This window comes from Brachybacterium sp. AOP29-B2-41 (assembly GCF_052378395.1).
Lineage (GTDB): Bacteria > Actinomycetota > Actinomycetes > Actinomycetales > Dermabacteraceae > Brachybacterium.
This window is the reverse complement of the sequence record NZ_JBQSXR010000027.1, coordinates 1-20,308: the sequence shown is the minus strand read 5'-3', so window position 1 is coordinate 20,308 and position 20,308 is coordinate 1. Positions and strand designations below refer to the sequence as shown.

The window sequence follows — 20,308 nt, the reverse complement described above, 5'->3', positions numbered from 1 at the left end:
GGAGCCGCCTCCTGCCCACCCAGTCGTGAGTTCCGTGCGGCTAGCGACCCCGGAACTGCACACTTCTCACGACTCGATCAGGAGTCAGCACCAGATCAGGTCTCAGCACGGCACTGCGCCTCACTGCGCCGCACCTCGCGTCTTCCCGACCCTGGCTGCGCTCAGCCCAGCAGCGGTGCCAGCTGCCCGAGCGTCTCGTTGAGCGCCTCGGTCGAGGAGGGGTGGGTCCAGATCCCGTTCTTGAGCTGGGTCGCGGTGGTGCCGGTGCGCATCGCGAGCGCGAGAAGGTTGATGACCTCCTGGGCGTCGACGTGGAACAGTCGCGCGCCGAGGATCTGATCGGTCTCCGCGTCGACCACGATCTTGACCAGGCCTCGTGGATCGGCCACCGCCTTCGGGCGCGGCATCGCCTTGATGGTCGCGACCTGCTGGCTCGCCACCAGGATCTTCCGCCCCTCGGCGAGCGCCTCGGTCTCGGTGAGGCCGACGGCCGCGAGCGGCGGGGTGAGGAAGATGGTGGTCGGCACCGCGATGCGGTCGGTGGTGGTGCGGCCGGACGCGCTGCCCCCGGACGCGCTGCTCCCGGAGGTGCTGTTCCAGGGCGCACTGCTCCCGGAAGTGCTGTTCCAGGAGGTGCTGCGGTTCCCCTCGCCGGTCAGCTGGGAGAGCACCACCCGGAAGTCGTCGAGGGACAGGTAGGTCTGCTGCTCACCGCCGTGCACGTCCCCGATCGCGAACACGCCCTCGGCGCTGGTGCGCAGGTGCTCGTCGACGGTGATCGCGCCGCGCTGGTCGGTCTCTATCCCCGCGGCCTCGAGCCCCAGCCCATCGGTGGCGGGGCGTCGGCCGGTCGCGAGCAGCACCGCGTCGGCCTCGATCCGCTGCTCGTGTCCCCCGCCGTCGGCCACCACGGTGGCGCCGGACGGGCCATCCTCGATCGCCTGCGCCGAGGCGGAGTTCAGCACGGTGATCCCGTCTCCCTCGAGCACGGCGGCGACCTCGCCGGCGACGTCCGCGTCCTCTCCGGGCAGCAGCCGCTCGCGACGGTTCAGCACTGTCACCTCGGCCCCGTAGCCCGCGAACATCGAGGCGAACTCGAGTCCGATCGGTCCGGCGCCGATGATCACGAGGCGGGCGGGGAAGGGGTCCACATGCTGCAGCGAGGTCGAGTCATGCACCCGTGCGGAGTCGAGGCCGGGCAGGTCCGGACGTACCGGAGAGGCGCCTGTGTTCACGATGACAACTGGCGCGGTCACGGCCAGGCTGTCCGCCCCGCCGGTGACCTCGACGGTGCGCTCGCCGGTGAAGCGGGCCCGGCCGTCGATCAGGGTGACGGCGTCGAGATCGGCGAGCATCGCATGGTTGACCTCGCGCATCTTCCCCACCACGGTGTCGCGGCGGGTGACGGCACGGGCCCAGAACTGCTGGGGGTCCTCGCCGTCCCGTCGCTGCTCGGCGTCGTGGATCAGGGTCTTGGTGGGCACGCAGCCGATGTTGATGCAGGTGCCCCCGTGCATGGACTCGAACTGCTCGATCACCGCGACCCGTCGGCCCGCGGCCCCGAGCGTGGCGGCGAGGGTCTTGCCTCCCTTGCCCCAGCCGATCACCAGGATGTCGAAGGAGAGGGTCTGGGCGGTGCGCTGCGCTGGAGCCATGAATCCATCGTAGACCTCCCCGATCCGCCCCCGCCGTGATGGACTGGCAGCATGGCTGCACCCCTCATCGAAGACCACGCCCTGCTCTCGGATCAGCGCACCACCGCGCTCGTCACGCGCGAGGGGGATATCGACTGGCTGTGCCTGCCGCGCTTCGACTCCGACGCACTGTTCTGCTCGTTGCTGGGGACGGAGGAGCACGGGCACTGGTCGTTGCGCATCGCCGACGGCGAGGTCCTCTCACGCCGCTACCTTCCCGGCACGATGGTGCTGGAGACCACGTGGCGCTCCCCCACCGGCACGGCGACGGTCACCGAATTCATGCCGGTCGCCGGAGGCGACGCCTCCACCCCCGAGGCGGAGAGCTCCGACTCGGCCTTGCCAGGCACCGGACCGGCGGACCAGTACGAGGACGGGGACCAGGACGGGCGACCAGAGAGACGCTGAACCCGATGACGAGCGCGACGACGAGGGCGAGGCCTCGGGCTCTGCGTCCGGCTCCTCCCCCGGCTCTGCGGGGTCCCTGCGCGGTGACACCGAGGATCACGCCGATCTGGTCCGCCTGGTGCGCTGCACCGGCGGCGAGGTCGAGGTGGTCCAGGAACTGAAGATCCGGTTCGAATACGGGCTGGCAGCGCCCTGGGTGCGCCGGGGCGAGGATGTCGCCGGGGAGAAGGTGCTGATCGCGATCGCCGGCGGTGACGGGATCGCGCTGCACGGACCGGCGCTGACCGCCGGAGAGAACCGCTCCCATCAGGGACGCCACCGCCTTGGCGCCGGGGAGGAGACCGCCTGGGTCCTCACCTGGTTCCCCTCCTGGCTCGAGGTGCCTCCGGTGCAGGACACTCGCAGAGAGCTCGAGCGCACCATCGCGGGGTGGACGGGCTGGCTGGGACAGGTGCGGGTCGATGAGGAGCATGCCCAGCCGGTGGCCCGCTCCCTGCTGGTGCTGAGGGCCCTGACCCATCGCCGCACCGGCGGGATCGTCGCCGCGGCCACCACCAGCCTGCCGGAGGACTTCGGCGGGGTGCGCAACTGGGACTACCGCTTCTGCTGGCTGCGGGACGCGGCGCTCTCGCTCGAGGCGCTGCTGACCCACGGGCACGTCGACGCCGCCGCCGGGTGGCGGGAATGGCTGCTGCGCGCGATCGCCGGGGATCCCGAGCGGCTGCAGATCATGTACTCGATCACCGGGGACCGGAACCTGCTAGAACGGGAGCTTACGCACCTGCCCGGCTACGAGGACTCCGCGCCGGTGCGGATCGGCAACGGTGCCGCCGGTCAGTTCCAGGCCGACGTGGTGGGCGAGGTGATGATCGCCCTGGCGATGATGCGCGATGCCGGCGTCGAGGAGACGCAGTGGTCCTGGCCGCTGCAGAAGGCACTGGTGCGCTTCACCATCGACCGCCTGGACGAGCCCGATCAGGGTATCTGGGAGATGCGCGGGGAGCCCGCCTTCTTCACCCACGGTCGGGTGATGGTCTGGGCGGTGTTCGACCGCGCGATCGATGCGGTGCGCCGCCATGACCTGCCGGCGAGCGCCGAGGATCTGGCGCTCTGGGAGCGGCTGCGGGAGCAGGTGCGCGAGGAGGTGCTGACCCGCGGCGTCGGCCCCGACGGCGCATTCACCCAGACCTACGACTCCACCGAGGTGGATGCCTCTCTGCTCCAGATCCCGCACACCGGGTTCCTGCCGGCGGATGATCCGCGCGTGCTCGCCACCGTCGCGCGGATCGAGCAGGACCTGCACGTGGAGAACGGGCTGATCCTGCGCTACCGCACCCAGGGCCAGGACGGCCTGCCCGGCGATGAGCATCCCTTCCTGGTGTGCTGCTTCTGGCTGGTCGAGCAGTACGCCTCCTCCGGCCGCACGGCCGATGCCGAAGCCCTGCTCGACACCCTGCTGGCCTGCGGGAACGACCTGCACCTGCTGGCCGAGGAGTACGACACCGGGGCCCGCCGCATGGCCGGGAACTTCCCCCAGGCCTTCAGCCATCTGGGACTGATCCGGGCCGTGGATGCTCTGGCCGTGGCGCGCGCCTGACCGGGCGGCGCCCGGCCGGACGGTCGGCGAACGCTCGCACGGCGGGTGCAGACTGGGAAGGACCCCCGACGACCACAGGAGGAGCACCCCATGACCCACCGCCCTGCCCTCACCCCCGCCACGATCACCGAGCTGCTCGAGCGCACCCCGCGCAGCTCCTTCGTAGGTGGCAGCTTCCTCGGCGGCACCCCCTCGCTCGAGGTGATCGACCCGGCCACCGGCCAGGCACTCACGCAGGTCGTCGACGCCGACGCCGCAGCGATCGGCATGCAGGCCCTCGAAGCGGCGCACACCGCCCAGGAGGACTGGGCCGCGACCACCCCGCGGGAACGCTCGGAGATCCTGCGCCGCGCCTACGAGCTGTGCCACGAGCGGGCCGATGACCTGGCGGCGCTGATGACTCTCGAGATGGGCAAACCGCTCGCGGAGGCCTATGGCGAGGTCACCTACGGCGCGGAGTTCCTGCGCTGGTTCAGCGAGGAGGCGGTGCGCCTGCCCGGCCGCTTCCGCCACGCCCCGGCCGCAGACCACGCGATCGTGACGGTCGCCCGGCCCGTCGGCCCCACCCTGCTGATCACTCCGTGGAACTTCCCGCTCTCGATGGGCACCCGGAAGATCGCCCCGGCGCTCGCGGCCGGCTGCACCGTGGTGCTCAAGCCCGCCCAGAAGACTCCGCTGACCTCGCTCGCGCTGATGGCCATCCTCGCCGAGGCGGGCGTCCCGGACGGGGCGGTGAACTGCGTGGTGACGAGCGATTCGAAGGGCCTGTCCTCCACGCTGATGGCTGATCCCCGGCTGCGGAAGGTGTCCTTCACCGGCTCCACCGGCGTGGGCCGCACCCTCATCGCGCAATCCGCCGAGCACGTGCTGAAGACCTCCATGGAGCTGGGCGGAAACGCCCCGTTCCTGGTGCTGCCCTCCGCAGACGTCGACACCGCGGTGGAGGCGGCGATGCTCGCGAAGTTCCGCAACAACGGTGAGGCCTGCACTGCCGCGAACCGCTTCTACGTCCACTCCTCGGTGGCCGAGGAGTTCACCGCGAAGCTGGTCGAGCGCACCGAGCAGCTGGTCCTCGGCCCGGGCGCGGAGGCGGGGACCACCCTCGGCCCGCTGATCGACGAGGCCGGGCTCGAGAAGGTCGAGGAGCTCACGGCCGACGCGGTCGACCGTGGCGCACGGGTGCTCACCGGGGGCACCCGGAGCGAGGGTCCGGGCTTCTTCTTCCCGGCGACCGTGCTCACCGACGTGCCGCGCGAGGCGCGGATCCATCGCGAGGAGATCTTCGGGCCGCTGGCCCCGCTGACCGTGCTCGATGACGTCGAGGAGATGACCGCCGCGGCGAACGACACCGAGTTCGGGCTGATGGCCTACGTCATCGCGGAGGATCTCCGCGAGATCACCGCAGTGACCGGCCGGCTCGAATCGGGGATGGTCGCGGTGAACCTCGGGGTCGCCTCCGATCCGTCGGCCCCCTTCGGCGGGGTCAAGGAGTCCGGGCTGGGCCGTGAGGGCTCCCATGAGGGCCTCACCGAATTCCTCGAGACCACCTACGTGCGCCTGCCGCTGTGAACTGGTAGGACGTCGGCCCGCTCGTCGGAGGTCGGCGACAGAGATTTCAGCAATCGATTGCACCAGGGCTCGCGAGTCGCTACGGTCGTGCCGGAAGGTCCCATCAACGACCCCCGCCTCCGTCCAGAGCCGGGCGCGGCGACACAAGGAGCTCGACGTGCGCACCATCTCCCGATCCGCAGTTGCCCTGTCCACCATGGCCCTCGCCTCCGCCGGCCTCGCGCTCGGCGCCGGCAGCGCAAGCGCTGCCCTGACCACCTACTGCGACGGGGAGGCATCGGGCGTGACCGTCCCCGGCGACCTCGTCGTCGCCAAGGACTCCTCCTGCGTCCTGACCGACGTGACCATCGAGGGCGAGGTCCGCGTCCAGGCCGGCGGCGATCTCCTGGTCACCGACACCTCGGTCGCCGAGCGGGTGGTCGTGCAGGCTGATGGCTACTTCGATGGGACCGGCGCCGAGATCGGCGGCAACATCGTCTCCCGGGGCGGATACGGCGTATACCTCGACGCCTCCACCGTGGGCGGCAGCTACGTGGGCCGGGCGGCCGAGGACGCTGAGCCCTTCCTCTACTCCTATGACACCGCAATCGACGGCCGCGTCACCGTGGCCCAGGGACTCGTGCATCTGCAGACGGTGACCGTCGGCGGTCACCTGACCAGTGAGAACTCCCTCTACACGGATATCCTCGACTCCACCGTCGCCCGCGATCTCACCGTCACCAGCGCCGCCGAGGGCACCGCGCTGTGCGGCAGCGAGGTCGACGGCGCGGCCACCTACACCGGCAACGCCGGCGTGCAGATCGGGACCGGCGGCGCGCTCATCGACTGCGAGGACCCCAACTACCTCGGCGGAGACCTCACCATCTCGGACAGCACCGACGGGGTGGACGTCACCGACAACATCATCCGCGGCGACCTGACCGGCTCGGGCAACGACCCGGCGCCCACCGGAGCCGACAACCGGGTCCGCGGCGCAGCCAGCGGTCAGTTCGCCGAGCTGGCTCCGGCCGCTCGCACCATGAGCACCCAGTCCTCGACGCAGGATCACCAGCAGGAGCTGGACGACAAGCGCGCCGAGCGGCGCGGCTCCGCCGAGGAGGCCGCCGAGCTCTCGGGCCCGGCCGACCTGCGCTGATCCCCCGGTGCGGTCGGCGCCGACGCCACCCGGTACGAGCGGGCATCGCTCCGACGCCGACCGCACCTAGACTCCGTCCATGCCGCGAACGATCTACCTCACGGGCGAGGCGAAATCGCCGACCAACAATCCGATCACCTCGCAATGGGGCCTTTTCTTCATCGGCCTCGTGGTCGATACTGAATCCCACGTCATCCACGCCGCGGACTGCACCGCCACGTTGACACTCACCGTCGAGTTCGTCCGCGAACTGCTGGTGGGGCATTCGCTCCTCGAGGATGACGCCTTGGTGGAGTCGATCACCGACAGGTACCACGGGTCCTCGCAGAGGGCGCTCGCCGCCGCAGTGCGCAGCGCCGCCGCGAAGTACCGCGACTTGTCGGCCGATCCCACTTCATAACCGCATACCCGCATACCCGCTGCCGCCCGCCCGGAACCTCACCGAACCGGATCCCGTCGGAAGCACCGTGAACGCGCCTGCCCGCAGGCGATGCTCACCGGTGCCTCCGATTTTTTTGTCCCTGGACAGCGGCCCGTCCCCTTCGATCGAGGAGTTCCCCGTGATCACCGACGGCCTGCTCATGCTCGGCGTCCTGCTGGCGCTGTCCTGCGTGCTGATCGTGCTCGAACGCACCACCGGCTGGAAAGTCTTCAAGTACGTCCCCGGCATGGTCTTCATGTACCTGCTGTGCGCGACTCTCAACACGCTCGGCGTATTCGGCCAGGACGACGCCACCCGCGAGCCCATCGCGCAGGTCAAGGACGTGCTGCTGCCGGCGATGATCTTCCTGTTCCTCTTCGGCTGCGACATCCGCAAGATCATCCGGCTCGGCCCGAAGCTGCTGCTGACCTTCTTCGTGGCCTCCGCCTCGCTGTCCGCGGGCATGGTCATCGTCCACGCGATCTTCCAGAACGCGGTGCACTCCGAGGCGTGGAAGGTGTTCGGCGCGCTGCTGGCCTCCTGGACCGGCGGCAGCGCGAACATGGTCGCGGTGCAGGACATCCTGCAGGCACCCGAGAACATCTTCGGCTACGCGCTGATCACCGACACGATCGGCTACTCGGTGTGGCTGATGCTGATGTTCGCCTCGGTCGCGGTCTCCCCCAAGTTCAACAAGTGGACGAAGGCGAACGCCTCCTACCTCGACTCCCATGCCGGCGAGCTCGAGGACGAAAAGCGCCCGGTGACCGTCTCCTCGCTGTCCATCGTGGTGTTCGGCGCGATCTTCATCTCGATCCTGTCGATCTGGCTCGGCGAGTTGCTGCCGGAGTACGGCGCGGTCATCAACGGCACCACCTGGTCGATCCTCATCGTCTCCCTGCTGGGTCTCGTCGTCGCGGTGACCCCGCTGGGGAAGACCGCGGGATCGAGCGAGGTCGCCTCCCTGATGCTGTTCGTGGTGATCGGGCAGATCGCCTCCGGCTCGGACTTCTCCGCGATCACCCAGGCGCCGATCTACCTGCTGATGGGCGCGATCGTGCTGGCCTTCCATGCCGCCGTGATGGTGGTCTACGCGAAGCTCACCAAGACCGAGCTGTTCTCCCTCGCGGTCGCCTCGACCGCGAACGTGGGCGGCATCGCCTCGGCCCCCGTGGTCGCGGCCGCGTTCAACAAGCAGCTGGTGCCCGTCGGCATCCTGTACGCACTCATCGGTTCGTTCATGGGCACCTTCGTGGGGCTCACCGCCGCTCGACCCGATCGGGGAGTACGCAGGGGCGCGGCGGGCACCGCTGGCCGGGTGAGCGGGCGGTCCGGGCGGTCCGAGACCGCGGGCCGCTGGAGCCGCAGGTCGGCTGCGGCAGCGCTGGACCCGGTCCGGCGACGAGTACAGGCGCCAGGGAGCACGCTCTGCCGATATGACCAGAGCGTGCTCCCTGGCACCAGTGTCCGTCGAAGCACGGCCACGGCGGAGCGTGCTGGGAGCTCCGTGCCGTCGTGCAGCGGCGTTGCCCGCACGCCTTGCGACTCTCAGCCCACGGCGTCGCCGAGCAGCCCCCGGGCTAGCGCCGTGATCCGCTGATCCGCCTCCTGCGGCGGGAGACCTGCAGTCATCACCGCCAGGATGCGCAGGTTCTCGCTGTCGGGGTCCCCGACGTAGGCCACGTCGTGCCGGAACCCGTCTACCCAGCCGGACTTCGAGCCCCACTCGACGCCCTCACGCAGCACGGTCCCGATCACCGGGATCTGCTGAGCGCGCAGCGCCTGGCGGGCGAAGGCGAGGTCCGCCGCAGCGAATTCCGGTACGGCGGGGCCGAACGTGGCCCCTCCCCGGACCGTCGCCCACATCGTCTGGGCAAGATCCGCAGCGCTGGTCTCGTTGGTCAGCCCCTGCGCCAGCGCAGCACCGTCACCGATGAGCCGTTCCATCCGGGTCGAGCTCAGGCCCAGGGCAGCGATCATGGCCCTGACGGCGGGCAGCCCGATCAGCTCTGCGACCTGGTTCCTGGCCTCGTTGCTCGAGCGATCGATCATGCGCCGCAGCAGCTCTCGCACCGCGATCGGGGCGCCCTGCGCAGGATGGGTCGGATCCAGGTGGTCGCCGCCGAGGGTGAACGGGGCGTCATCCACGCCGGTGAAGGTGCGTACGGCCGGCACCGTCGCGTCCAGGTCCGTCACGCCCTCTGCCCCGGCCCGTAGCGCGGCCAGCAACACATGGAGCTTGATGGTGCTCGCCGCGTAGCAGGGGCGGTCCGGCCCGTCGGAGGAGAGGACCCGACCCCCCGCATCGAGCAGGGTGTGGGTGACGGCGATCTGCGAAGGCGCGGCGACGGTCGGCACGGACATGCCTCGACCCTACGACGTGCCGGGCGGTCCTCTCGCTTGACTTGTCCCCCGCCCGCCCCGATCTGCGTATTCTGAGCTCATCCCCGGCCTCGCCGCCGGGTCACGCCCCGCAGAGGAGTCTCCATGCCCGCAGCCCGCGACGTAAACCAGATCGTCAGCGTGTCGCGGCTGTATTACCACCAGGGGCTCTCGCAGTCACAGATCGCCACGGAGCTGAACCTGTCCCGCTCCAACGTGTCGAGGATCCTCACCCAGGCCAAGGAGCGCGGGATCGTCGAGATCATCATCCACGACCCCGAGGGGCCTCCCGTGCGGGAGACCGCGCTCGAGCAGCAACTCCAGGAAGTCTTCGGGCTCCGGGAGGTGCACGTGCTCGCGGCGACCCGGGCGTCCGCGCCCGAGGTGACGGCGCGCCAGGGTGCGGCGGTCTTCACCGAGCGCCTGGCCGGTGTAAGGCGGGTGGGGGTCTCCTGGGGGCAGGCGGTGCAGAGCGTCATCGATCAGCTGGAGCAGCAGCGTCTGCGTCCCCTTCCCGAGCTGTTCCCCTTGGTCGGCGGGCTCAGTGCACTCGATCAGCTGGCGTCGGGGGAATCGGTGCTGCGCGCGCTGGCCTCGAAGCTCGGGACCCGGGCGCGCACCCTGTACGCTCCGGCTGTGCTCGAATCTGCGGAGACTGTGCGGAGCCTTCGCGCCGAGTCGACCATCGCCTCGGTGCTCGAGGCCGCGGCGACCGTCGAACTTGCCCTGGTGGGCATCGGTTCGGTGGGCGTGCACTCCTCGCTCCACATCGTCGAACGGATGAAACTCACGGACGCCGAGCAGAGCACCTTCGCTGCACAAGCCCCGGTGGGCGACATCTGTGCCCGCCTGGTCGACGCCTACGGCCGGTCTGTCGGCCCGCCCTCGGAGGATCGGGTGCTCGCGGTGACGTTCGATGAGCTGGTGGCGATCCCCGAGGTAGTGGGGGTGGCCTTCGGGGTGGAGAAGGCCCCGGGGGTCGGCGGCGTGCTGTGCAGCGGCGCGCTGGACACCGTCGTGCTCGACGAGCACCTGGCCCGCGAGGTTCTCGCCCGGCGCTGACGCCGGATCTCCCGGACCGGGCTCCTCACCCTGCGAGCCATTCCCGGGCACGGCGCTCGAGGTCCGCGTCATCGGTCGCGAGGAGCAGCGCGCGCACAGCCTCGGGCTCCTGCAGCCGGGCCACCAAGTTCTGCAGCGCGGCCAGCTGGCTGTGGGCATCCGCGAGCACCAGCATCACGATCAGCTCTGCCCAGATGGTGCGCTCCCCGGAGGAGCCGATCTCGGCGAAGGCCACCGGGTGCGTCGGGACAGCAATCGCGAAGCCCGGGGTGATCACGTGCTCGGGGTCGGTGTGCGGAATCGCCGCCGGCACTAGGGTGGGCAGTCCGGTGGGGTGCTTCTCCTCCCTCAACAGCACTGCCGCCTCGAAGGAGTCGGTGACCGCGCCGATCCCCCGCAGGCGAGCCGAGAGTGCACGCAACGCGGTGGGGGCGTCATCCGCCTCGAGGCCGAGGAGTGCGGCGCCCGGCAGGATGGTCGCCTCCGGCGCCTCGGCGGCACTGCCCGCAGCCGCGGCGCTCTCATCCCGATCCGTGCTGTCCTCACTCATGCCCCTGCTCCGTCCTGCACCTCGGCGCCGTCTGAGCTCTCTGCCGCGAGCACGCGACGGTCCCGGGCCTTCATCGCGAAGCGGATCGCGACCACCCCTGCCAGGCACAGCACGGCCGTGGCGAGCACGCCGACGGTCCCGAGCTCGGCAGCAGCGAAGAACAGACCGGTCAGCGGGTTCGCCCCGTCGACCAGCGAGGAGATCGTCGCCTGTCCGTCCTCGAGGGCGAAGCCCGACTCCACCGCGATCTGGGTGAAGGTGGGAGCGATCCAGGTGGCGATGAACAGGCCGGCACCGATCAGGATGCCACCGCCGATCACCGAGCGCACGATGTTGCCACGGAAGATCGGGACCATCACGGCGACGATGAACGGGATGGTGGCGAGGTCCACCAGCGGCAGCACCCTGTTACCCGCGGGTGCGAGGATCACTGCGATCAGCAGCGTGATCGGCACTAGCAGCAGCGAGGTCGCGATCACCGAGGGCTGGCCGACCGCGATCGCGGAGTCCAGACCGATGTAGAAGGTCCGCCCCGGGAACCGCTTCTGCACGAAGGTGCGGGCGGCCTCGGAGATCGGCATCAGCCCCTCCATCAGGATCGCCACCATCCGCGGCAGCAGGAACATCGCCGCGGCGAGCGAGATCGCGAGGGTGAGGATGGCGGTGGAGTCCTCCGCGGGAGAGTCGAAGCCGTAACCGAGGATGCCGATCAGCAGCCCCAGGATCAGGCCCATCATGAGGGTCTCGCCGAACAGTCCGAAGCGCTTCTGGATCGCTTCCGGGGTCGCGTCGAGCTTGCGGAGCCCGGGGATCGCGTCGAACACCTTGTTCATCGGGATGGCGAGCAGGCCGTACGGGGCAGAGGTGCCGTGGGGGAAGGAGATCTCCGGCAGCTGGAAGTACTTCTGCACGATCGGGGCGGTGAGGTCGGCCATGGCGAGGATCAGCGCCAGATGCACGGCGGCGCTCAGCAGCCCCAGCAGGTAGTTCCCGGTGACGGCGCCGACCAGCGCCCCGATCATCGCGCTGTGCCAGTAGTTCCACAGGTCGATGTCGAAGGTGCGGGTGAGCCCCGTAAGAAGCAGCACCACATTGACCACCAGGCCCAGCGGGATGATCATCGCCCCGATCGAGGAGCCGAAGGCGATCGCGGCGGAGGACGGCCATCCGACATCCACCACGTCCAGGCTCACACCGAGCCCCTCGGCCATCCCGGTGGCCGCCGGGGCCACCTGGGAAGCGAGCAGGCCGATCACGAGGTTGATGCCGATGAAGCCGATGCCGATGGTGACCCCGGCACGGAAGGACTTGCCCAGTTTCAGGCCGAGCAGCAGACCGAACAGCGTGATGATGACCGGCAGGACCACGGAGGGACCCAGGGTGTTGAGATAGCCCGAGATGGGGGCGAGGAAGGACTCCATGATGCTCTCCTTTGAGCGTGGAGGGATGGGGAGGGCCGAGGCCGGGTCAGCTCAAGGCCCGGGCTATCTCGTCGAGCGCCTTCTCCTGACCTATGCCGGTGAGCAGCGGCAGCGCCCGGATGACGGGCACGGTCACCGTGGCGGGGACATCGGTGGTAGCCACGATGAGATCGGCGTCGACATCACCGCCGACGAGGTCCATGACCTTGCCCTGGATGATGTTTGCGTCGATGCCCTGCCCGGCGAGGTGGTCTCGCACCTTGGCGGCGACGACGGTTGAGGTCGCGACGCCGGTGCCGCAGATGATGAGGACCTTCTTCATGGCTGCTCCTGGGGGATCGGGGATGGGGTGACCGGTCGATTCTGTGTGCTCACAGCGCCAGCCGCAATGGATCGTCCAGCAGTTCCTGGATTTCCTGGAGTGCACGGGCGGCGTCGGCGCCGTCTGCCACCCGGTGGTCGATGGACAACCCGAGCTCGCAGCTCATCCGTCCGGTCACGGTCCCGTCCCGCTCCACCACCGGGGCGAAGCCGACGGTGCCGATGCTGAGCGCCGTCGCCTGCGGCGGGGTGATCAGCGCATTGAACCGGTCCACGCCCATCCCGCCGAGATTGGAGACGGTGCCGGTGGCGGGCCCGAACAGGGAGGGGTCCACGGTGCCCGCCTTGGCGGAGGCACCGATCTCGCGGATCTGAGCGTCCAGCGCACGGACGCCCTGCAGGTCCGGTTCGGGCAGCACGGGCACGAGCAGGCCCCCGGGGGTGTCCACGGCCAGGACCACGTCCACACTCGGGTTCCGCTTCACCCCGTCACCGGCCCAGGACCCGTTCAGCTGCGGGGTGCCCCGCAGCAGCAGTGCGTAGGCGCGCACCAGCAGGGTGGTCCAGCTGATGCCCTTAAGCACGCCGGTGCGGGCGCGGGCGGCGGTGGACAGGTCCATCGTCCGGAACGCCGTGAACTGCGGGATCAGCGGGGTGGTGGCCATCGCCCGCGCCGTGAGCTGGCGGGTGCGGCGGTCCCGGGCCGAGCCCAACAGCTCCTCCGGAGCGGCGTCGACCACGGGTGCGGCGAGCGCCGCGGCAGAGCTCCCACCGGAGGCCGATGCAGGAGCGGCCGACGGGGCGGGCGCCGACGAGGCGGATGGGGCCTTCTGGTCGAAGACGCGCTGGGTGTCGGTCGCGGCAATCGCCTCCTTGACGTCCTTGACCCGGACCGTGCCGTGGGGGCCGGTCGCGGTGAGCGTGCGCAGGTCCAGCCCGTGGTCCTTGGCGAGCTTGCGCGCCAGCGGCACCGTCGGCGGCATCGGGCCCTCGGGCGCGGAGGCCGGCGCGACCGTGTCGGCGGGCTCATCGGAACCGTCTGTACCGTCGGAGCCGGTCATCCCGGTGGTTCGGGCGGCCTCGGCAGAGGTGTCCGTCGTGCCGGGGTTCTCCTCGACCGTGGCGCCTCCGCCGCCTCCGGCGAAGAGGTCACCGAGCAGGTCCTCCTCCTCGGAGGTGACCAGTGCGATGTGGTCGCCGACGGCGACGACGTCACCCTCGGCGTGCAGCAGCTTCGCGACTACCCCGGCGGCCGGGGACTCGACCTCCATGTCGACCTTGTCGGTCATCACCACCGCGACCACGTCACCCTTGGCGATCTCATCGCCCTCGGCGACCTGCCACTCGGTGATCGTGCCCTCTTCCATGGTCATGGACATCTTGGGCATCGTCAGCGGGATCTCGGCCATGGCTCACCACTCCTTCACGAGCGCGGCGGCCTCGCGGACGATGTCGTCCACCTGCGGGACCGCGGCCTTCTCGAGCTCAGGGTTGTAGGGGATGGGGATGTCGAGACCGCAGAGCCGCTTCACCGGTGCCTGCAGGTGCCCGAAGGCGGAGGATTCCACGATCGACGCGGAGATCTCTCCCATGAATCCGCCGAAACGCACGGACTCCTGGACCAGCAGGGCGCGGCCCGTGCGGGTGACGCTGTCGACGATGAGCGGCAGGTCCAGGGGCTTGAGCGTGCGGGGGTCGATGACCTCCGCGCTGATGCCGTCCTCGGCCAGGCGCTCGGCCGCCTCGAGGGAGCGCTGCACCTCGACGCCGGTGGCGACAATGGTCAGATCGGTGCCCTCCCGCTCGATCTTTCCGACACCCAGGCGTCCCACCTCGAACGTCTCGGGCACCTCGTAGGTCTGCTTGTAGAGCAGCTTGTGCTCGAGCACCATCACGGGGTTCGGGTCCTCGAGCGCGGCCAGCAGCAGCTCGGCGGCGTCGCGCGCGTTCGAGGGCATGACCACCTTGATGCCGGGGATGGCGGTGAACCAGGCCTCCAGGGACTGCGAGTGCTGAGCGGCGGCGCCGGTGCCCGAGCCACCGGGGGCGCGGATCACCAACGGGACGTTCGCCTGCCCGCCCACCATGAAGTGGAGCTTCGCGGCCTGGTTGGCGATCTGGTCCATCGCCTGGGCGGTGAAGTCGGAGAACTGGATCTCGACGATGGGGCGCATACCGGTGATCGCGGCGCCGACGCCCATCCCCACGATCCCGAGCTCGGAGATCGTGGTGTCCCGCACCCGCTCCGGGCCGAAGCGGTCGATGAGGTCGTTCTCGACCCCGAAGGCGCCGCCGTACAGGCCCACGTCCTCTCCCATCAGAAAGACCCGTTCGTCGGCGGTCATCGCCTGGGCCATCGCTTCGCGAATGGCCTCGGAGTACGTCATCTCACGGGTGCTCATCGTCCTGCCTCCGCATCGTCGGTGGTCGCGCCGGCGGTCAGGGCCGTCTCGGCGTCACGGGTGTCGGTCGCGTCCACGGCCGAGGGGGCGTAGACGGCGTCCAGCAGCGCGGCGGGATCCGGGTCCTCGCCCTGGGTGCCGAAGACGACCGCCTCGCGGATCGCGGTGCGCGCCTCCGCCTGCAGCGCATCGAGCTGGTCCTGGTCGAGGATCCCGGCCTCCAGCACGCGATGGGCGAAAGCCGCAATCGGGTCCTTCTCCTTCCACTCGGCGATCTCCTCCTTGGAGCGGTACCGGTTCTTGTCCGATTTGGAGTGGCCGCGCCAGCGGTAGGTCACCGCCTCGACGAAGCTCGGCCCCTCCCCAGCCCGGGCCCGGTCGATCGCCCGTCGGGTGGCCTCGGCGACGGCGTGGACGTCGTTGCCGTCGACGCTCTCGCCGGGGATGCCGTAGCCGATCGCCTTCACCGCGAGGTTCTCGACCTTGAATGCCTTCTGCGAGGACATCGACATGCCGTACTGGTTGTTCTCGCATACGAACACCACCGGCAGGTCCCACATGGAGGCGAGCGTGAGCGCCTCGTGCCAGGCGCCCTCACCCACGGCGCCGTCGCCGTGGAAGCAGACCGCGACGCGGCCGTTGCCGGTGAGCTGGTTGGTCAGCCCCGCCCCGGCGGCGATGGGGACGCCGCCAGCGACGATGCCGTTGGCACCGAGGTTGCCGGTGGCGACGTCGGCGATGTGCATGGAGCCGCCACGTCCCCGGCAGTACCCGTTGTCCTTGGCCAGCAGCTCGGCCATCATTCTGCCGAGATCCGCACCGCGGGCGATGCAGTGCCCGTGACCGCGGTGGGTGGAGGTGATCTGGTCGCCCTCCTCGAGGTTCAGGCAGGTCCCGGTGGGGACGGCCTCCATGCCGATGGACAGGTGCATGGTCCCGTGCATCATGCCGCGGCCGTAGAGGTCCTCGACGGCCTCTTCGAACAGGCGGATCCGCCACATGGTCGCGAGCGCCTCGCCCGCGGTCTCCGGGTTGGTGAGCAGGGTGTCGGGGCCGGGAGCGACGCCGGTGGCGGGGACGGTGGACTCGCCGGTGGTGGGCGTGGTCATCGGATCACTCCTTGCGCGATCATGGCATCCTGCATCCGGCGCATCGCGACCAGCGGCCGCAACTCATCGAGGAGGACGTCGTCGTAGGTCAGTGCCTGCCCGGCCGGGACGTCCCGGACCAGGGTCGAGGTGGCGGCGAGGGCGATCGGCAGCAGATTCTCCTCCCGGGCCTGCGCGGCGTCGTAGGCGGTACCGTGCAGGTGGTGCCCGCCGATGCCCTCGAGCACGGTGCCGGCGGAGAGGTCGGACTTGGCGGTGGCGATGACGTCGGCGGTCCAGGCGGTGGCGGCGAACGACGGCCGACGGTCCAGGACCGCCTCACCGATTGACAGCGGCGCTTCGATCGAGGCGAGGTGGAAGGGGCGGTAGAGCTGGAAGTGGTTCCCCTCCCCCGGCAGGCGCAGGTAGTGCAGCTCCTCGGTGACCACCTCGCTGTCGGAACGGACCACGACGAACACCCCAGGGGCAACGTCCCCGGTCACGTACTCGACCACCGGTCCGTCGGAGGTGACGATCCCGCCCTCGGCCACCGGGCGCAGCGTCGTGGCGAGCCCGTCGAGGTCCACGGCCGCGCCGTGCATGCCCGGGGTCTCGATCGCATAGCCGGTGGCGTTGGCGAGCGCGGCCATCTCGATCTGCGTCTTGGTGCCGTCGGTGAAGGAGGTGAGCATCTTGGGGTTCATGCCCTTGCGCGCGGCCTCCTCGGCCACGTCCTCGGGGACATCGGTGGGGCGCATCGGGTTGTTCTTGCCCTTGCCCGCCACGACCACCTCGAGTCCGAGGTCCTCCGCGTACTCGACGAGCTTGAGACATTCGACGGGTTCGTCGCCGCGGCACACCGTGTATACGGCGCTGCCGGAGGCCGCCGTGCGTGCCAGCAGCAGCCCGACGGTGACGTCGGCCTCGACGGTCATCAGTGCGACGTCCTTGCCGGCCAGGATGCAGGACAGCGCCACCTGTGCGGCCACGTCCGGGATCCCGGAAACTTCGACGACGATGTCCAACGGCAGTTCGGCCAGGCGCAGCCCATCGTCCAGCACCGCGGCGCGACCGGAGGCGATGACCTCGGCGGCGTGCTCCATGCTGGTGGCCCGTTCGACGTCGGTGCGGCCGGCCTCGGCGAGGGCCGCTTCAGCACGGTCGATCGCGACGTCGGCGACGGCCGCGACCTCCATTCCCCGGGCGCGGTGCACCTGGGCGACCAGGCCTGAGCCCATCTGCCCGGCGCCGACGATGCCGACCCGCACGGGGCGGCCGAGCGCGGCCTCGCGCTCGACCAGACGCTGTGTGTAACTCATGCCGGGGATCCTTCCGGGGTGGCCGTGCGGGGGCTGCGCGCACGGAGGGAGCGGGTGGGTTTGGCGGTCTCGCGGAACTGCGCGGTGGCCTGCCCCAGGGCCGTGACCATGTGCTTGCTTGTGGCCTTCTCGAGCGCGCCCTTGAGGTTGCCCTCGAGGAAGTCGGCACGGCGGAACCGCGCCAGCACCGTAGAGCCCTGCATGGTGCGGGCCTCCAGGATGCGGCGGGTCGTGGCGTCGACGGCAAGGATCACCACACAGCCGCGCAGGAAGCCCTTGCCACGGCCGGAGACGACCACGACGCCGTTGCGGTCGTGGGTGTCCGCGAGGTCGCGGATCGCGCCGACGTAGGCGCGGTGCTGCTGATAGCTGAACGCGAAGGACAGGACGATCGCAAAGATCAGCAGTGCGATGAAACCGAGCTGGTCCATGAGGTGCTCCTCGGAAGATCGGAGAGAAGGGGTGGTCAGGCCGAGCGCAGGATGATCTGCTCCCCCGCAGCGGGCGGAGTGGGTGGGACGGCGTCGCCGCGCACGTGCACCGCGCCCGGCAGTAGCTTCTGGTCCACGGAGTTGAGGTAGAGGACCACGTGCCCGAGCTCGCGCAGGTTCTCGGTGGCCTTCTCGCCCACCTCGTCCACCGGGTACTGGCGACCGGCGACTTCGAACACGTCCCCCACCTGGATTTCCCGACCCGGTGCGCTGGTAGGGGTGTGGACGACGGAGACGTCGGCCAGGGCCGGCGGCACGGGTTCGGCGAACAGGATCAGCACGCCGGCGTCGAACATCTCCTGCGCGCCATTGCCGATCCGGGTGACGGTGGTGGTCCAGAGGGGGGTGCTCACTGCGGGGTGCTCCTTGTGGGTGGGGAGAGGTCGGGGGTGAGGGGGGAGAGAGGTCAGTGGGGGGTCGGGTCAGTTGACGAGGAAGCCGGCGAAGTACGCGATGATCACGGCGATCGGCGAGGTGATCAAGCGGGAGAAGAGCACGGCGGGCACACCCACCGAGACCGTCTCCGGCTTCGCCTCCCCGAGGGACAGGCCGACGGGGATGAAGTCACAGCCGACCTGGCCGTTGATCGCGAACAGGGTGGGCAGTGCGTACTGGACGGGCAGGTTGCCCGCCGCGATCTGGGTGCCCATGAGCACGCCGACGACCTGGGCGATCGCGGCCCCGGGGCCGAGGATCGGGGACAGGATCGGGATCGCGGTGATCACGCCCAGCAGGATCAGACCCAGTGGGTTGCCGACCAGCGGGGTGACCATCTGGGCGATGCCCTCGGAGATCCCGGTGTAGGTGACGATGCCGATCAGCAGCGACACGTAGGCCATGAACGGGATGATCGTCTGCAGGGTCAGCTGCACGGCCTGGCGCCCGGAGGAGAGCAGGGTGTTGATCAAGTAGCCGATGAAGCTGCCGAACTTCACCACCACGCCGGTGAAGCCGCCCATGCCCCCGGAGGCCATCGCGGCTCCGGTCTGCTCGATTCGCTCCTGCTTGGAGGGCAGGGCCTTGGGGTCGGTGACGGTCTCCCCGTCGGCCCCGGCGCCCGCCGCTCCGTTGGCTCCGGCAGTGGTGGCCGCAGCGGTCGCCGCCTGGTCGGAGTCCAGGAGCTCGACGTCCCCGGGGGCCACCGCGGAGACGAAGATGTCCGCCGTGATGAACTGGGCCAGCGGGCCCGAGGGCTCCCCGGGATACACATCGACGGTGGGGATCCGCTTCTTAGGGTAGACGCCGATGCGGGCGGTGCCGCCGCAATTGATCACGACGACCATGACCTTGTCGTCCTCAACGTGGTTCTTGAACCCGTCCACCGCGGTGGCGCCGGTCAGTTCCGCGATGCGTGCGGCGACTGGGTGGATGCCGCCGTTCGTGACGGACAGGACGACGTTCTTGGTTTCGGTGGGGGTCAAGGTGAGTCCGTCGCCCCAGCCACCGCGGCCCCGGCGGACGTGGACGCTATGGGTGCTCATCGCAGGCCTCCCTGGATGGTGCCGGCCGCGTAGTCCTCGTCGAACTGGTCGAACTTCTCGCGGTCGGGACTGCGGCGAATCATCACCTCGGTGATCCACTGGGTGACGATGCCGCGAATCAGGATGACCACGATGCCGACCAGGAAGTACATGACGGCGAGCTTCGCGTAGGCATCGGGGTTGATCGCCAGCACGCCGGCGCTGACACCGGTCCACACGAAGATCTCCCCCGCGTTGGCGTGCGGGAAGAAGCTGGTGACCGGGTGGACGAACGAGACTGCGGCGTCGTAGAACGCAGGCTTCTGCCGTTCGGGCAGGAACCGACCGAATGTGTAGCACATCGGGTTGGTGAGCATGATGACGGCGAGGATCGGCATCACCGTGTACCGCGTGAGCGCGTACTTCCCGGACCAGCGCACAGCACGGGTCACCCGCTCCTCCCCGATCCAGGTGGTGACCGCGTACATCGCGGTGAGCAGGACGATCAGCAGCGGGAGGATCCCGGTGAAGAGTCCGGTAAAGCTCTCCGCGGCGGCCTGGAAGAGGCCGATGAAGTGCTCGGCGGCCCAGGTGATCGCCTTCATCACGGGATTGTCGGCACCGACGGCGGGAGCGGGGTCCGCGAGGAGCATTCCTCCCGCGACCTGCTGACTGTCGAGCCCTGCGAGGGCTGGGGCGGTCATGGTGAATCTCCTTCGATTCACGCAGCACCACCATGGAGGGAGCGGTACTGCTGGGAGTGGGGACGGAGGGAGGCAGCGGGAGGTTCTTCCCTACCCTCTCTCGTAACTCACAAACGTGACGACGAATGGCACATCCGTGTAATTCTGCGGCCCATCGTGCCCGTCATCACCTTATGACGCAAGTGTTACGGCTGAAATGCACATATGTGACGATCGAGAGGTGGGCGGGATTCGTTCGAGGGCAGCACGACGACGCGCGCCCCACCCCCGTGGGGGTGCGGCGC

Annotated in this window: 20 protein-coding genes; 7 read left to right on the top strand and 13 right to left on the bottom strand. The window is 69.7% G+C overall.

Annotated elements, in window-relative coordinates; genetic code table 11:
* Positions 1–161: 161 nt before the first annotated feature.
* The gene (locus ACT3T9_RS17370) at positions 162–1,655 is read right to left on the bottom strand and encodes a dihydrolipoyl dehydrogenase family protein (protein WP_441445340.1); all 1,494 of its coding nucleotides are present in this window, start codon (positions 1,653–1,655) and stop codon (positions 162–164) included.
* Positions 1,656–1,706: 51 nt separating this feature from the next.
* Here ACT3T9_RS17370 and ACT3T9_RS17365 point away from each other — a divergent pair, with 51 nt between their 5' ends.
* From ACT3T9_RS17365 to ACT3T9_RS17340, 6 genes are all read left to right on the top strand, one after another.
* Positions 1,707–2,102, top strand: coding sequence for a trehalase-like domain-containing protein (locus ACT3T9_RS17365; protein ID WP_444607154.1), 396 nt, complete (start codon positions 1,707–1,709; stop codon positions 2,100–2,102).
* Positions 2,103–2,220: 118 nt separating this feature from the next.
* On the top strand, positions 2,221–3,699 hold the full coding sequence (locus ACT3T9_RS17360; protein ID WP_444607153.1) for a glycoside hydrolase family 15 protein: 1,479 nt from the start codon (positions 2,221–2,223) through the stop codon (positions 3,697–3,699).
* Between the two features lie 90 nt (positions 3,700–3,789).
* Positions 3,790–5,268: an NAD-dependent succinate-semialdehyde dehydrogenase gene (locus ACT3T9_RS17355; protein WP_444607152.1), complete on the top strand. Its 1,479-nt coding sequence runs from the start codon at positions 3,790–3,792 to the stop codon at positions 5,266–5,268.
* A 157-nt stretch (positions 5,269–5,425) separates the two neighbouring features.
* Positions 5,426–6,403 (top strand): hypothetical protein, encoded by a 978-nt coding sequence (locus ACT3T9_RS17350; protein ID WP_444501845.1) that lies wholly within the window; start codon positions 5,426–5,428, stop codon positions 6,401–6,403.
* A gap of 79 nt (positions 6,404–6,482) precedes the next feature.
* Positions 6,483–6,803, top strand: coding sequence for a DUF3870 domain-containing protein (locus ACT3T9_RS17345; RefSeq protein ID WP_444607151.1), 321 nt, complete (start codon positions 6,483–6,485; stop codon positions 6,801–6,803).
* A 160-nt stretch (positions 6,804–6,963) separates the two neighbouring features.
* Positions 6,964–8,424 (top strand): DUF819 family protein, encoded by a 1,461-nt coding sequence (locus ACT3T9_RS17340; protein ID WP_444607150.1) that lies wholly within the window; start codon positions 6,964–6,966, stop codon positions 8,422–8,424.
* On the opposite strand, the gene ACT3T9_RS17335 is transcribed toward ACT3T9_RS17340, so the two are convergent.
* Positions 8,373–9,188, bottom strand: coding sequence for a serine hydrolase (locus ACT3T9_RS17335; protein WP_444607149.1), 816 nt, complete (start codon positions 9,186–9,188; stop codon positions 8,373–8,375). The genes ACT3T9_RS17340 and ACT3T9_RS17335 overlap by 52 nt on opposite strands.
* Positions 9,189–9,311: 123 nt before the next feature.
* Here ACT3T9_RS17335 and ACT3T9_RS17330 point away from each other — a divergent pair, with 123 nt between their 5' ends.
* Positions 9,312–10,268, top strand: coding sequence for a sugar-binding transcriptional regulator (locus tag ACT3T9_RS17330; protein ID WP_444607148.1), 957 nt, complete (start codon positions 9,312–9,314; stop codon positions 10,266–10,268).
* 25 nt (positions 10,269–10,293) lie between these two features.
* On the opposite strand, the gene ACT3T9_RS17325 is transcribed toward ACT3T9_RS17330, so the two are convergent.
* From ACT3T9_RS17325 to srlA, 11 genes are all read right to left on the bottom strand, one after another.
* A complete protein-coding gene (locus tag ACT3T9_RS17325; RefSeq protein WP_444607147.1) occupies positions 10,294–10,818 on the bottom strand; it encodes a PTS sugar transporter subunit IIA in 525 nt (174 codons plus the stop codon).
* Positions 10,815–12,239, bottom strand: a complete 1,425-nt coding sequence (locus ACT3T9_RS17320) for a PTS galactitol transporter subunit IIC (RefSeq protein WP_444607146.1) — start codon at positions 12,237–12,239, stop codon at positions 10,815–10,817. Before ACT3T9_RS17320 ends, ACT3T9_RS17325 begins: the two co-directional genes overlap by 4 nt.
* Positions 12,240–12,285: 46 nt before the next feature.
* Positions 12,286–12,561 (bottom strand): PTS sugar transporter subunit IIB, encoded by a 276-nt coding sequence (locus ACT3T9_RS17315; RefSeq protein WP_444607145.1) that lies wholly within the window; start codon positions 12,559–12,561, stop codon positions 12,286–12,288.
* A 49-nt stretch (positions 12,562–12,610) separates the two neighbouring features.
* Positions 12,611–13,969, bottom strand: a complete 1,359-nt coding sequence (locus tag ACT3T9_RS17310; RefSeq protein ID WP_444607144.1) for a dihydrolipoamide acetyltransferase family protein — start codon at positions 13,967–13,969, stop codon at positions 12,611–12,613.
* A gap of 3 nt (positions 13,970–13,972) precedes the next feature.
* Positions 13,973–14,962 (bottom strand): alpha-ketoacid dehydrogenase subunit beta, encoded by a 990-nt coding sequence (locus ACT3T9_RS17305; RefSeq protein WP_444607143.1) that lies wholly within the window; start codon positions 14,960–14,962, stop codon positions 13,973–13,975.
* On the bottom strand, positions 14,959–16,071 hold the full coding sequence (locus ACT3T9_RS17300; protein ID WP_444607142.1) for a thiamine pyrophosphate-dependent dehydrogenase E1 component subunit alpha: 1,113 nt from the start codon (positions 16,069–16,071) through the stop codon (positions 14,959–14,961). Before ACT3T9_RS17300 ends, ACT3T9_RS17305 begins: the two co-directional genes overlap by 4 nt.
* Entirely contained in the window at positions 16,068–17,369 is a 1,302-nt protein-coding gene (locus tag ACT3T9_RS17295) for an NAD(P)H-dependent oxidoreductase (RefSeq protein ID WP_444607141.1), read from the bottom strand. The genes ACT3T9_RS17300 and ACT3T9_RS17295 overlap by 4 nt, the downstream gene beginning before the upstream one ends.
* A complete protein-coding gene (locus ACT3T9_RS17290; RefSeq protein ID WP_444607140.1) occupies positions 17,366–17,800 on the bottom strand; it encodes a transcriptional regulator GutM in 435 nt (144 codons plus the stop codon). The genes ACT3T9_RS17295 and ACT3T9_RS17290 overlap by 4 nt, the downstream gene beginning before the upstream one ends.
* A gap of 35 nt (positions 17,801–17,835) precedes the next feature.
* Positions 17,836–18,213 carry a PTS glucitol/sorbitol transporter subunit IIA gene (locus tag ACT3T9_RS17285; protein ID WP_444607139.1) on the bottom strand — a complete coding sequence of 126 codons (378 nt, stop codon included), beginning with the start codon at positions 18,211–18,213 and terminating at the stop codon, positions 17,836–17,838.
* 69 nt (positions 18,214–18,282) lie between these two features.
* A complete protein-coding gene (srlE, locus tag ACT3T9_RS17280) occupies positions 18,283–19,341 on the bottom strand; it encodes a PTS glucitol/sorbitol transporter subunit IIB (protein ID WP_444607138.1) in 1,059 nt (352 codons plus the stop codon).
* Complete coding sequence (gene srlA, locus ACT3T9_RS17275) at positions 19,338–20,024, bottom strand: PTS glucitol/sorbitol transporter subunit IIC (protein WP_444607137.1); 687 nt, start codon at positions 20,022–20,024, stop codon at positions 19,338–19,340. Before srlA ends, srlE begins: the two co-directional genes overlap by 4 nt.
* Positions 20,025–20,308: the final 284 nt, after the last annotated feature.

What these genes read in the sequence shown, in the direction of transcription:
- ACT3T9_RS17335 (WP_444607149.1), bottom strand. Translation starts at nt 9,188, where the DNA reads ATGTCCGTGCCGACCGTCGCCGCGCCTTCGCAGATCGCCGTCACCCAC.
- srlE (WP_444607138.1), bottom strand. Translation starts at nt 19,341, where the DNA reads ATGAGCACCCATAGCGTCCACGTCCGCCGGGGCCGCGGTGGCTGGGGC.
- ACT3T9_RS17325 (WP_444607147.1), bottom strand. Translation starts at nt 10,818, where the DNA reads ATGAGTGAGGACAGCACGGATCGGGATGAGAGCGCCGCGGCTGCGGGC.
- ACT3T9_RS17295 (WP_444607141.1), bottom strand. Translation starts at nt 17,369, where the DNA reads ATGAGTTACACACAGCGTCTGGTCGAGCGCGAGGCCGCGCTCGGCCGC.
- ACT3T9_RS17300 (WP_444607142.1), bottom strand. Translation starts at nt 16,071, where the DNA reads ATGACCACGCCCACCACCGGCGAGTCCACCGTCCCCGCCACCGGCGTC.
- ACT3T9_RS17365 (WP_444607154.1), top strand. Translation starts at nt 1,707, where the DNA reads ATGGCTGCACCCCTCATCGAAGACCACGCCCTGCTCTCGGATCAGCGC.
- ACT3T9_RS17370 (WP_441445340.1), bottom strand. Translation starts at nt 1,655, where the DNA reads ATGGCTCCAGCGCAGCGCACCGCCCAGACCCTCTCCTTCGACATCCTG.
- ACT3T9_RS17355 (WP_444607152.1), top strand. Translation starts at nt 3,790, where the DNA reads ATGACCCACCGCCCTGCCCTCACCCCCGCCACGATCACCGAGCTGCTC.
- ACT3T9_RS17290 (WP_444607140.1), bottom strand. Translation starts at nt 17,800, where the DNA reads ATGGACCAGCTCGGTTTCATCGCACTGCTGATCTTTGCGATCGTCCTG.
- srlA (WP_444607137.1), bottom strand. Translation starts at nt 20,024, where the DNA reads ATGACCGCCCCAGCCCTCGCAGGGCTCGACAGTCAGCAGGTCGCGGGA.
- ACT3T9_RS17345 (WP_444607151.1), top strand. Translation starts at nt 6,483, where the DNA reads ATGCCGCGAACGATCTACCTCACGGGCGAGGCGAAATCGCCGACCAAC.
- ACT3T9_RS17315 (WP_444607145.1), bottom strand. Translation starts at nt 12,561, where the DNA reads ATGAAGAAGGTCCTCATCATCTGCGGCACCGGCGTCGCGACCTCAACC.
- ACT3T9_RS17305 (WP_444607143.1), bottom strand. Translation starts at nt 14,962, where the DNA reads ATGAGCACCCGTGAGATGACGTACTCCGAGGCCATTCGCGAAGCGATG.
- ACT3T9_RS17310 (WP_444607144.1), bottom strand. Translation starts at nt 13,969, where the DNA reads ATGGCCGAGATCCCGCTGACGATGCCCAAGATGTCCATGACCATGGAA.
- ACT3T9_RS17320 (WP_444607146.1), bottom strand. Translation starts at nt 12,239, where the DNA reads ATGGAGTCCTTCCTCGCCCCCATCTCGGGCTATCTCAACACCCTGGGT.
- ACT3T9_RS17330 (WP_444607148.1), top strand. Translation starts at nt 9,312, where the DNA reads ATGCCCGCAGCCCGCGACGTAAACCAGATCGTCAGCGTGTCGCGGCTG.